Raw genomic sequence first — 11,962 nt, 5'->3', positions numbered from 1 at the left:
TAGGGCCCGTTTCATGACACACTCCCGGGTGCCCTTTTTCCGACCCTTCGGAAGGTCAGGATGAGCAGCAGGAAACTGATCACGGCGGCGCGTGTGGTGACCGGTCCCGGCGGCCTCTGTGCCGAGGACGGTGCCGTCCTCACGGACGGGGACACCGTCATCGCGGCGGGGAGGCGCACCGAGGTCGAGGCTCTCGCGGACGAGCGGGACGAGCGCATCGACCTGCCGGGCACCACCGTGCTGCCGGGCCTCGTCGACGCGCACGTCCACCTTGTCTTCGACGCGGGAGCGGACCCGGTCGGGACGCTCGAGGGGCAGGACGACGAGGCGCTGCTCGCCGTCATGAGGGAGCGTGCGGCGCGGCTCGTGGCGAGCGGCGTCACCACGGTGCGGGACCTGGGGGACCGTGGGCGGCTCACGCTGCGGCTGCGCGAGGAGATCGAGTCGGGCGCGGTGCCGGGACCCCGGATCGTCGCCGCGACGACGCCCGTCACCCCCAAGGGCGGTCACTGCTGGTTCCTGGGCGGGGAGGTCGGCAGCGAGCGCGAACTGCGGAACCTCGTGCGGCGCAACGCCGAACTCGGTGCCGACGTGATCAAGGTCATGGCGACCGGCGGCGCACTGACGCGCGGCGGGCCGGCCACCTGGCAGGCCCAGTTCGGCGCCGGTGAGCTGGCCGTCGTCGTCGAGGAGGCGCGCGGGGCGGGGCTGCCGGTCGCCGCCCACGCGCACGGCACGGCCGGGATCGAGGCCGCGGTGACGGCGGGCGTCGACACGCTCGAACACTGCACCTGGATGACCGAGGACGGCAACGACCTGCGGGACGACGTGCTCGACGCCGTCGTGGAGCGCGGGATCCGGGTGTGCCCGACCGTCAGTCCGCACTGGCGGATGCTGCCCACGGTCTTCGGGACCGAGCGCGCCGAGAGGCTGTTCGCCCAGGTGCGGACCATGGCGGAACGCGGCGTGCGGTTCATCGCCGGTACCGACGCGGGAGTTCAGCGCGCCGGGTTCGACGGCCTGCGCCAGAGCCTGACGTTCTTCGAGCACATCGGGATGCCGGCGCCGCGCGTCCTCGACATGGCCACCACGGAGGCCGCCGACGCGCTGGGCGCCGGCGGCCGCGCGGGACTCCTCGCCCCGGGGCGTCCGGCCGACCTGATCGCCGTGTCCGGCGACCCGCGCTCCGGCCTCGAGGCGCTCACGGACCTGCGGTTCGTCATGAGCCGGGGAGAGTTGATCCCGCCTCAGCGCGCCGTGTAGGCGCCGTCCACGAGGTGGTAGCTGCCGTGCACGAAGGAGGCACGGTCGGAGAGCAGGAACGCGATCAGTTCGGCCACCTCGTCGGCGTGACCGAGACGGCCCGCCGGGTGCAGCGCCGTCAGCGCGTCGTACGCGTCCTGGTCCATCTGCCGCAGCAGTGGGGTGTCGATGAAGCCGGGGCCGACCGCGTTCACGCGGATGCCCTTGGCCGCGTACTCGGTGGCCGCGGTCTTCGTCAGGCCGACGACACCGTGCTTCGCGGCGACGTAGGCGGGGGAGCCGGCGAAGCCGACCGAGCCGAGGATCGACGCGACGTTCACGATGGCGCCGCCCTTGCCGGACGCCTCGATGGCGGGCAGCTCGTGGCGCATCGAGTAGAAGACGCCGTCGAGGTTCGTGCGGACGACGCGGTTCCAGACATCGATGTCGTAGTCGCCGGTGGGGGCGCTCGCGCCGCCGATCCCGGCGTTGTTGACGGCCAGTTCGAGGCCGCCGAAGGTGTCGACGGAGAACCTCACCGCGGCCTCGACCGACTCCGGGTTCGTGACGTCCACGGCGACGGCGGCGGCGGTGATGCCCTCGGCCGTCAGCTCGGCGGCGGCCTTCTCGGCGCCGTCGGCGTTGTAGTCGGCGATCACGACGTTCGCGCCGCCCCGGCCCAGGCGGCGGGCGGTGGCGAGGCCGATTCCGGAGGCGGAGCCGGTGACAAGGGCGGTCCGGCCAGCGAACTCGGTCGCGTAGTCGCTGACGGGCGCCGGGGTGTTCGTGCTGCTCATGCTGCTGTTCACTTTCCGGTTGAGATGTGGGGGGCCGACGCGAGGACGGCCTCCCCGGTCAGGGCGTCGTAGGCCTGCCCCACCAGGTCTGCGAGATCTGTGTCGTGCCCGCCGCCGCGGGCCCACTGGCGCAGGGCGGCGGTGAGCACGCCGGCCGCGGCGCCGACGACGACGGCCGGGCGCAGATCCCGGTCCCGGTCGGTGCCGAGCCGGTCGGCGATGATGCGTACGGACTCGTCCTGGGCGTCCACCCGGAGGCGTTCGTACGCGGCGAAGAGGGCCGGTTCCGTGTCGAGGGCCGCGAGCAGGGCGCGCATGTGCGGCCTGCGGTGCGGGGCGGACGGCTCCGCCAGCCACTGTTCGACGGCCCTGCGGTAGGCGAGCATCGGGGGCTCGCTCGCGGGGCGGGCGCGCAGGGCCGCGTTGATCCGGTCGGCGTCGGTGCGGGTGAAGTCGAGGGCGGCGTCCTCCTTGCCGCCGAAGTGGCGGCTGAAGGTGCGGCGCGTGACGTCGGCGCGATCGGCGATGGCCTCCACGGTGACGGCGCCCAGACCCCGCTCCAGCACGAGCCCGACGGCCGCGGCGGCGAGCGCTTCCCGGGTCTGCCGGGCCTTGCGCTGCCGACGGTCCTCGACGGGTTCTGTGAGGGGAACGGGGTCCTTCGCCTTCATGTCTTCGAGCGTACACCCATAATGTCCCAATGGGACATGTGTCTCGATGAGACACCAAGGGAGTGGTGCGAAGCGGTGCGTCAGGCGTGCCAGTGGCCGTGAAGGGCGGCGGTGGTGAAGCCGGGCCCGTAGGCGACGGCGACGCCTTTGGTTCCGGCGGCGGGAGGCGTGGCGTGGGTGCGCTCCAGGACCCGGAGAACGCTGACGCCACCGAGGTTGCCCTCGTCGGAGAGGGTGTCGGTGGAGTGCCGGGCGTCCTCGGGGGTGAGGCCGAGGGCGGTGGCGGTGTCGGTGATCATGCTCGGGCTGCCGGGATGAATGGCGGCGAACCCGACTTCCCGTCCCCCGAGCCAGTCGACGAGAGCGGGGTGCGTCTCCGATGCGGCGCGCGGCGCCTTCTTCGTGGAGTCGAAGTGCATGCCGTGGACGTCCAGCCGGCCGCGGTAGCGGTCGAAGGTGTCCGGAAGCGTGTACTCGAACGTGTCCCCTATCGCCAGCCCGGCTTTGAGGGGCTCGCTGGTCACGACGGCGGCGCCGGCCGCGTCCGCGAACAGGGCCTTGTAGATCATCGCCTCGATGGTGGAAGCGGAGTGGTTGTAGGAGGTGGAGAGCACCTCCGCGGCGACGACGAGCACCTTCGCCGCCGGACGCACGGCGACCAGGTCCGCGGCCCTGATGAGGGCGTGGACCCCTCCGGCGCACGCCACGGTCGTGAGGGCGACCCGGCGCGTGGTGGGGCGCAGGCCGAGGCGGCCGATCAGGTGGACGTCCAGGTTGGGGACCGCGTAGCCGGTGGCGTGCGTCGTCACGATGGCGTCGATGGCACGCGCGTCGATCCCCGCCGCGTCGAGCGCGGCCGAGGCGGCGCGCTCGGACATGTCCACGGCGTCGTCGAAGGCCGCCTGGGTGCGCGCGTGTACGTCCGCCGTGCCGCCGACTGTGGGGGAGTTCAGCGGCCTGGTGAAGTAACGGGTGCGCACGCCGCAGTTGTTGACGACACGCAGGAAGGCGCCCAGGCGCGGGTGATCGGGGTGGTTCGTGCGGATGTCGTCGGATATCTCGTCGGTGGTGACCTTGTGAGCGCCGAGGACGGTCCGAGGGGGTGAGACGAAGGCGGGCATGGGGTGTCTCCCACTGTGCTGAGTCGGGCGTGGGGGGTGTCGCACAACGTACGCGACGCCCGTCGACTCCGACTATCCGCTCAGTGGGCCCTGAGCATCGGCGGCCGTGGGTGGGGGCGTTCGGTGCCACGGCGGAAGACGAGGATGAACAGCCGCGAGCCGGGCGCGGTCATGGGCTGTGCGGCACAGATCGACAGCCAGCCCTGGCCCTTCCTGCTGTGGAGTATGGGACGTTCGTGGCCGTCGGCGTGGATGAGCGACGCCCCGGTCTCGTAGATGTCCGACGTGTCGGGATCCTCCATGACCTCCTTCTCGATCTGCCGCAGCGTCTCGTCCTCCGGCCGCGCGACCAGCGCCGCGCGCAACTGCGGGAGCACCCAGGGGGCCCAGGCGTTCTCCCAGTCCGTCAGGGTCCGGCGGCCCTGGGGTTCGAGGAGCATCCAGCGCATCGTGTTCGTCGGGACCTGGCCATCTGGGAAGAGCGAGGCGAACGCCGAGTTGTGGGCGATCAGGTCCCAGGAGGCGTCCGTGACGTACGCCATGTGACCGATGCCGTCGACAGCGTCCTGCCAGAATCCCGGGATCTCCTTCCCCGACGACTGGTGCAGTGGTCCGGGCGGGTCCTGGAGCAGGGCGTAGCGGCACAGCGACACCCACTCCTGTTCGTCGAGGTCGAAGAGCAGGGCGACGTCCCGCAGCAGGACCGTCGGCGGATTCGGGTAGTTGCCCGATTCCAGCCGGTGATACGTCCCCAGGGTCCGGTGGAGCAGCTGGTCCACCTGGTGCTGGGAGAGTCCGGGGGCGCGTCGGCCCTGGCCTGTGGGGCGGGTGAAGCCGTGGGATTCGGGGCCTATCAGGGCGCGCCGTTCACGGAGCAGGGCGCGGAGCGCCGTCTTGTTCATGGTGGGTAATCCCTTGAGGTCCACGCCGAGTTGAGCGAGTGCAGTCTAATTACTCCCATCGTCTTTGGTAATAAACATTGCCCGAAGAAAACGATCAGCCGGTGCGTCATGATGGAGCCCGTGGGGTCGGCGACCTGCTGGTTTGAACGCCAGGAGACGCACGGCCACGCCGATGGGGCACCTGGACCGGGACGCTCGAAAATGGCTGAATTCCCCGGTGTTGGGTATCCGTCGAACCCTCGGATCCGTTTCGGGAACAGTGCACGGCCAGTTGTCATATTCCGATCCATGTGACCGGAAAGTGCATCGCTTGGCCCAGTTCGGGCACTTCTCCCGGGCAGATCAAGGGCTCACTGGCTGCGGCCGGTGCCGTCACTCGCCATTACGTAGCGGCCACGGTACCGGCCGCCCGCGCATGCGCCGCCACGCACGCGGGCAGGCCGCAGGCGGGGCCGGCGAACCGACCCCGCCGCACCGCGCATTCACCAGTCGCCGTCCGCCACGGGCTTGCCCGCGTCCCCCAGGTGCTTGACCTGGTGCGCTCCGGGCGCCTGCCACGGCTCGTGGTCGTCGCCGAGCCAGTCACCCGCCGGCTTCACCGCCCCGAGCGTGTCCGTCGGCGCGAGATCCTCGGCGCTCTCGTCGTAGTAGTCGAACCAGGGCAGCCCCGCCCTTGTGTACGCGGCCCGGTCCACCGGCGACGGCGGCGGCTCCTCGCCCGTGATGCGACGCCAGTCCGGCGGCGTCACCAGGTGTACGAACACGCGTCCCGTGGCCGTTTCGGCCCAGTCGGACCCGGGCCGGTCGTCCTGGAACACCTGCTGGCGCATCGTGCCGCCCGCGCCGATCCCCATCGAACGCGCCGCCTGAGCCTGCGGTGCGGCACCCGGTGCGGCCGGCATCGGCGCCGCCCCGTAACCGCCGGACGGCCCCATCCACTGCATGCCGCCGGGGGCAGGCGGCACCGCCCGCGCGGCGGCCTCCCGCTTACGGGCCTCCTCCGCGCGCCAGGCCCCCAGCACCGGCTCGGTGAGGGAGAAGGCCTGGAGCTGGATCCCGCCCCAGGTCTCCTCGCCGGTGACCTGGCCCTCGACCGTGGCGCCGAGCCCCCGGGGCAGCGCCACGAACTGACGTACCGTGCCCTTCCCGGATTTGATGCCGTCGAGCCACGGCTGGCGCGGCAATACCACGTAGTTCTGCGGGTCCCGGGACAGCCGGCTGCTCCACGGCAGCCCCGAGATGGCGCACACCTTGCCCACGCCCACCTGGAGCGCGGCCGGTTCGGCCGTTCCCGCGAAGCTCAGCCACATCGCCTCGCGCAGGTACATCGGCAGCATCACGCCGCCGCGCGCCCGCCACTGAGGCGGCACCGAGTCCGCGTAGTCCTCGACCCGGCGCACCGGGAACTCGCCGAGCCCCGGCGGCAGCGGATGCGTTCCGGTCTCCGGCAGGCGCAGCGTGCGCACGAACCGCACCCGCGCACCGCCCGGCAGCACCAGGCTGTTCCCGTCGACCCGCACACTCCCGGTCATGATCGTCTCCCCTCGTCGCGCGTCTTCCTCGGTGCTACCACGACGGGTTCGCGCCGCCGGTTCCGTCCCCGGCGATCTTCGGAGCGGGCGCGGTCAGGGCCGCGACCGGCCGGCGATGTTCTTGACGTAGTCCTCGACCGCCGCGTCGAGCCCGATGTCGTGCTGCGCCCGCTCGGACAGGTACCAGCGGTGTTCGAGCAGTTCGTGGTAGAGCTCGGCCGCGTCCGTCCGGTCCGGCACGTGGTCGCGTACCGCGCGCACGGTCGGCCGGAACACGTCGCGCACCCAGCGGTGGGCGAGGACCTCGGCGCGCGCCCCCAGAGGATCGCCCGGCGCGTAGTCGTCCTGGGTGGCCATCCAGCTCTCCAGGTCGTTCAGGAGCCGTCGCGCCTGGTTCTCCTCGGCGTCCATGCCCGTGAGGCGCAGGAGTTGGCGCTGGTGGTGGCCCGCGTCCACGACCTTCGGCACGAACGTGACGGTGTCCCCCTGGTCCGCGTGCGAGATCTGCATCTCCGCGACGTCGAAGCCCAGATCGTTGAGGCGGCGGATGCGGCGCTCCATGTAGTGGTGCTTGCCCGCCGGGTAGACGGAGGTACGCGTCAGCTCCGTCCAGAGCGCGTCGTAGCGCTCCCCGATCTCCGTGCCGAAAGCGATCGGGTCGATGGACGGATGCAGGGCGCCGGACGCCTCGAGGTCGAGCATCTCGCCGCTGATGTTGACCCGGGCGAGCTCGATGTCGTACGCGCGCTGCCCGTCGCTGAGCCGGGGGTGCAGCTCCCCGGTCTCGGCGTCCACGAGGTAGGCGGCGTACGCGCCCGCGTCGCGCCGGAACAGGGTGTTGGACAGCGAGCAGTCCCCCCACGCGAACCCCGCCAGATGCAGCCGCACGAGGAGGACGGCGAGGGCGTCCATCAGGCGGTGCACGGTGCCGGGTCGCATCGTCGTCTCGAACATGGAGCGGTAGGGGAGCGAGCCGCCCAAGTGGCGGGTGATGAGGACGGGTTCGAGAGGCGCGCCCTCGGCGTCCGTGCGGCCGGTGACCACGGCCAGCGGGTCGACCGCGGGTATCGCGAGACGGTCGAGGGTGCGCAGGAGTTCGTACTCGCGCACCGCGGGCCGCTCGGCGAGTTCCTTCACGGCGACGACCTCGCTGCCCGCACGGGCGTAGCGGACGACGTGGCGCGAGATGCCGCGGGGGAGCGGGACCAGGTATTTCTCCGGCCACTCCTCCAGGGGGACATGCCAGGGGAGTTCGAGGAGGAGGGCCGGGTGTTCGGGGTTGGTGGCGCTGATCTGCAGAGTCATGCGGTCACAGTCCCTGGGTCGTGCGGCGGGTCCAGGGGATCGGACCCCGAAGGGGCGGCGCGAGTCAAGACCGGGGGCGGTCCGGCCCCAGGACTTCGCGGGGGCCTGCCCCGCGCCGCCCCGGACGCGGGCTCAGTCCTTGAGGTGTTCCAGGATCCGGTGCATGCCGCTGTTCCAGTCCTCTTCGGCACGGTCGGGAACGGCACGGCCGTCGCGAACTCTTCCGGGTCCGTGCGTTTGTCGCGCACGGCGCGGGCCTGTGCCTTCGAGGCGGTGCCGGTCCACAGCGGGACCGCGCCGGTGAACCGGTTGCAGGAGATCGACGGCCTGATCCCGTCGTGCTCGGTCTGCCCCGCCGCGCCAGGAGTTCAGGTCGACAGGCTCCTGCGTGAGGGATGCCACAACGGCCTCGCCGAGTACGGCGCCACCGTCGACGCCGACCTGCGCGGCACCCCGACCGCCTCCCTGCCCGGCGACGACGAGGACAACAACCCCAGCACGGTCCCGGCGACGGTGAAGGCGTAGGACTCGGTCCGGCCGACAACTACGCCCCGACGACAGGAGCCCCGCTCAACTCACCCAACTTCAGCTGGTCGGCCGCCCTGCTGCTGCCGATGCTGACGCGGGGCGACCAGGGCGCCGAAATCCCGTTGAGGCCCGCCGGGCGCCGTCCTAGGGTGCGGGCCATGCTGCCCCTCGTGGAAACCGACGAGCAAGGGGACGCCGCGGTCCCCGACGAAGCGGTCATGCGGCGGGGAGCGGACGACCTCTGCGCCCGGCTCGGCCTCACCGGCCTCCCGCTCACGCGCTACGCAGCGGGCTCCCTGCCCGTCTACGCCGTCGGTGACGAGCACGTCCTGAAGCTGTTCCCGGCGGCCTCGGCGGAGGGCGGCGTCACCGAGGCCCGGGTCCTCGCCCACCTCGAGGGCCGGCTTCCCGTACCCACCCCCGAGGTCCGCTCCGCGGGCACGTACGAGAACGGGTGGCGCTACATCCTCATGTCCCGGCTGCCCGGCGAGGACCTGGCCGTGGCCTGGCCCGGCATCCCGCGCGCCGACCAGGATCGCCTCGTCACGGAGGCCGGGGCGTGCCTCGCCGCGCTGCACGCCCTCGACCCCACGCCCCTCGCCGGAGCGGTGGGCCCGGGGGACTGGGGCACGTTCGTCGGCGAGCAGCGCGCCGCCGCCGTACAGCGGCAGCGCGAACACGGCCTCGCGGAGGGCTGGTCGGAGCAGATCCCCGCCTTCCTCGACTCCGTCAAGCTGCCGGCCGGGCCCGAACGCGTACTGCTGCACACGGAGTTCATGCGCCAGCACCTGGTCGTCGACGCCCGGAACCGCACTCTGACCGGACTCCTCGACTTCGAGCCCGCCATGATCGGAGACCCGGCCTACGACTTCGTGGCCGTCGGCCTGTTCGTCACCCGGGCCGACCCGCGCTTGATGACCCGCTTCACCGAGGCCTACGGGCGGGCTTTCGAGCCCCGCACCGTGACGGCGTACACACTCCTGCACGTGTACAGCAATCTGCCCTGGTACCTGCGGGAACTGCCCGCGCCGCCGGAGTCGACGTTCGACTCACTCGCCGGGGCCTGGTTCTCCGCCGGATGACGCGAGGCGGGCCTCCGCCGTCGCGAGGATCTCTGTGACGCGCAGCGCGAAGGCGGCGTCGCAGGCGTGCGGCCGGCCCGTGCGCACGGACTCCAGGAGCGCGTCGACCGCCACACCGAAAGCGTCCACCGACGCGCCGCCCGTCGGCATGGACGCGATGCCGGACTCCCCGCGCAGCGCCACGTCGACGCCCGCCGCCTTCGCCGGAGTGGTCAGACTCAACGCGGCCGTGGCGGACGCGCCCGACGCATGCGCGAGGACCAGATGCACGGTGTCCGCCGGGCCCCGCGCAGCCGTCACGGACGTCACGTCCCCGAGCACCGGGAGCAGCACCGACAGGGCGTGCGGGCCGACGTCCCACAGGGCGCCGCGCCCGACCCGCCACGGCGACGCGGTCAGCTCCGAAGTGTCGCCGGGGGTGTACAGGGACCCGTACCAGTCGGCCCGGCCCGTGAACCAGCCTCCCTCGCCTGCCTGTTGGGCCAGCCAGTTCGACGTGACGGTCGCGAAGCGCAGGGTGAAGAACACGACGGACGCGACCCCCGCGGCCCGTACGGCGTCCACGACCTCCCTGGCCGCGGTCACCGACGTGGCCAGCGGCTTGTCGAGGAGGAGATGACAGCCCGCGGCGGCGGCCCGCGCGGCGAGCGGTGCCTGCACGTCCGGCGGCACTGCGAACGCCACCGCGTCGCACGCCGCGAACAGCGCGTCGGCTTCCTCGAAGACCCGCGTCCCATGAGCGGCGGCGACCTCGGCCGCGGCCTCTGGCCTGCGCCCCCACACGCCCACGAGATCCGTTCCCGGGTGGGCGCTCAGAGCGGCGGCGTGTGTGTTCGAGGCCCAGGTGCCCGTGCCGACGAGTCCGACGCGAAGGGTGGTGGCAGCAGAAGTCATGGTCGGCAGTATGGCTGGCGTGCGGCGGAGGGAACAGGAGCGGCCGCCGCCCCTCAGGCCTCGCGCGTCCCCTTACGGGCGGAGGCCTTTCGCGTCATCCCCACGCCGGCCGGCACGACCGCCGTCCCTGCCACCACCCGCACCGAAAGGCCCTCATCGAGCACGGCGGCGCCCAGCGCCACCGAGACGACCGGCAGAAGACGGCCGACCGGCAGAAGACCGCCGGCCGGCAGGAGAGAGCCGGCCGGCGCCGCGGCATGTCGGGGGTTGTGTCAGGTGTGCAGGGATTTGTCCGTACGTTCTGGTCAGATACGAGGGCTCTGGTGAATACTGATTCACCATGTAGGTGAATAGAAATTCACCCCACCTCCCGCCCCCGCCCTCGAGGCGTCCACCGGAGCGCTCATGGAGCCCGCGATAAATCCCGACATACGCCCCGAAGCAACCCCGCTGCCCGGTCTGCGCGGCCGGCTGACGATCCCGGTCCTCGCCTTCGGCGGCATCCTCATGGCCGTCATGCAGACCGTCGTGGTCCCGCTGCTCCCCGACCTGCCCCGGCTCACCGGAGCCTCACCCGGCGCGGTCTCCTGGACGGTCACCGCGACCCTCCTCGCCGGCGCCGTCCTCACCCCCGTGCTCGGCAGAGCGGGCGACATGTACGGCAAGCGGCGCGTCCTGCTGCTCGCGCTGGGCCTGATGACCGGCGGGTCGGTGCTGTGCGCGCTCACCTCCGACATCCGCGTCCTGATCGCGGCCCGCGCGCTCCAGGGCGCGGCCGCCGCGGTCGTCCCGCTCTCCATCAGCATCCTGCGCGACGAACTCCCGCCCCACCGCACGGGATCCGCGGTCGCCCTCATGAGCTCGACCGTGGGGATCGGCGCCGCGCTCGGCCTGCCGCTCGCCGCCCTGATCGTGCAGTACGCCAACTGGCACGTCATGTTCTGGGCGACCAGCGCCCTCGGCGTGCTCGGCCTCGCCCTCGCCTGCTGGGCCGTGCGCGAGTCGCCCGTGCGCGAACCGGGCCGGTTCGACACACTCGGCGCGGCCGGGATCGCCGGCGGCCTGGTCTGCCTGCTGCTCGCCGTGTCGCAGGGCGGCCAGTGGGGCTGGGGCAGCGCACGCGTGGTCGGCCTGTTCGCCGGAGCCGTCGTGATCCTGGCGCTGTGGTCGTGGCAGCAGCTGCGGGCCGAGCGTCCACTGGTGGACCTCCGGCTCGCCGTCGGCCGCCGCGTCGGCCTGCCGCACCTCGCCGCCCTGATCGCCGGATTCGCCTTCTACGCCAACTCGCTCGTCACGGCACAGCTCGTCCAGGCGCCCAGGTCCAGCGGCTACGGGCTCGGCCTCTCCATCGTGCAGACCGGCCTGTGCCTGCTGCCCAACGGCGTGATCATGCTCCTCCTCTCGCCGGTGTCGGCCCGCGTCTCCGCCGCGCGCGGCCCCCGCGTGAGCCTCGCCATCGGCGGCGCCGCGATGGCGCTCGGCTATGCAGTCCGCATCGCCGACAGCCGCGACTTGTGGGTGATCGTCCTGGGCGCCGCCATCGTGTCGACCGGCACCACGTTCGCCTACTCGGCGCTGCCCACCCTCATCCTGCGGGCCGTGCCCGCGGGCCAGACCGCGTCGGCGAACGGCGTGAACGTCCTGATGCGCACCATCGGCCAGGCAGTCTCCAGCGCCGCGGTCGCCGCGATCCTCGTCCACCACGCGACCGGCGCCGCATTCCCTTCACTGCGCGGCTATCAGATGGCCTTCGTCATGGCGGGCACGGTCGCCCTCGTGGTCATAGCGGTGGCGTTCACCGTGCCCGCCGACGCCGCGGACAATGGAGGGCGCAGGTCCGTCGGCGGCACGACCGGCCGGCCGGACAAGGCCCTCGAAGGAGCGTGAC

11 protein-coding genes are annotated in these 11,962 nt (G+C 72.3%); 4 read left to right on the top strand and 7 right to left on the bottom strand.

What is annotated here, in order from left to right; all coding sequences use genetic code 11:
* Positions 1–60: 60 nt before the first annotated feature.
* The gene (locus OHO83_RS05385; RefSeq protein WP_330278811.1) at positions 61–1,263 is read left to right on the top strand and encodes an amidohydrolase family protein; all 1,203 of its coding nucleotides are present in this window, start codon (positions 61–63) and stop codon (positions 1,261–1,263) included.
* Here OHO83_RS05385 and OHO83_RS05380 read toward each other — a convergent pair.
* From OHO83_RS05380 to OHO83_RS05355, 6 genes are all read right to left on the bottom strand, one after another.
* Positions 1,248–2,039, bottom strand: coding sequence for an SDR family NAD(P)-dependent oxidoreductase (locus tag OHO83_RS05380; protein WP_330278810.1), 792 nt, complete (start codon positions 2,037–2,039; stop codon positions 1,248–1,250). The two genes, OHO83_RS05385 and OHO83_RS05380, sit on opposite strands and share 16 nt — an antisense overlap.
* A gap of 8 nt (positions 2,040–2,047) precedes the next feature.
* Positions 2,048–2,710 (bottom strand): TetR/AcrR family transcriptional regulator, encoded by a 663-nt coding sequence (locus tag OHO83_RS05375; protein ID WP_266678365.1) that lies wholly within the window; start codon positions 2,708–2,710, stop codon positions 2,048–2,050.
* An 80-nt stretch (positions 2,711–2,790) separates the two neighbouring features.
* Entirely contained in the window at positions 2,791–3,831 is a 1,041-nt protein-coding gene (locus tag OHO83_RS05370) for a PhlD (RefSeq protein WP_330278809.1), read from the bottom strand.
* Positions 3,832–3,911: 80 nt separating this feature from the next.
* Positions 3,912–4,733 (bottom strand): MmyB family transcriptional regulator, encoded by an 822-nt coding sequence (locus OHO83_RS05365; RefSeq protein ID WP_330278808.1) that lies wholly within the window; start codon positions 4,731–4,733, stop codon positions 3,912–3,914.
* Between the two features lie 482 nt (positions 4,734–5,215).
* Entirely contained in the window at positions 5,216–6,265 is a 1,050-nt protein-coding gene (locus tag OHO83_RS05360) for a hypothetical protein (protein WP_330278807.1), read from the bottom strand.
* 93 nt (positions 6,266–6,358) lie between these two features.
* Entirely contained in the window at positions 6,359–7,570 is a 1,212-nt protein-coding gene (locus OHO83_RS05355) for a DUF4032 domain-containing protein (protein WP_330278806.1), read from the bottom strand.
* 231 nt (positions 7,571–7,801) lie between these two features.
* Here OHO83_RS05355 and OHO83_RS05350 point away from each other — a divergent pair, with 231 nt between their 5' ends.
* On the top strand, positions 7,802–8,095 hold the full coding sequence (locus OHO83_RS05350; protein ID WP_329432313.1) for a hypothetical protein: 294 nt from the start codon (positions 7,802–7,804) through the stop codon (positions 8,093–8,095).
* 161 nt (positions 8,096–8,256) lie between these two features.
* Positions 8,257–9,180 carry a phosphotransferase family protein gene (locus tag OHO83_RS05345; protein WP_329432312.1) on the top strand — a complete coding sequence of 308 codons (924 nt, stop codon included), beginning with the start codon at positions 8,257–8,259 and terminating at the stop codon, positions 9,178–9,180.
* On the opposite strand, the gene OHO83_RS05340 is transcribed toward OHO83_RS05345, so the two are convergent.
* Entirely contained in the window at positions 9,148–10,074 is a 927-nt protein-coding gene (locus OHO83_RS05340; protein ID WP_330278805.1) for a Gfo/Idh/MocA family protein, read from the bottom strand. The genes OHO83_RS05345 and OHO83_RS05340 overlap by 33 nt on opposite strands.
* A 405-nt stretch (positions 10,075–10,479) precedes the next feature.
* Between OHO83_RS05340 and OHO83_RS05335 the strand changes: the two genes are divergently transcribed.
* A complete protein-coding gene (locus OHO83_RS05335) occupies positions 10,480–11,961 on the top strand; it encodes an MFS transporter (RefSeq protein ID WP_330278804.1) in 1,482 nt (493 codons plus the stop codon).
* The last annotated feature ends 1 nt before the right edge of the window (position 11,962 follow it).

It is taken from the genome of Streptomyces sp. NBC_00569, assembly GCF_036345255.1.
Lineage (GTDB): Bacteria > Actinomycetota > Actinomycetes > Streptomycetales > Streptomycetaceae > Streptomyces.
The sequence above is the reverse complement of the archived record's forward strand: the minus strand, read 5'-3'. Positions and strand labels throughout refer to the sequence as shown.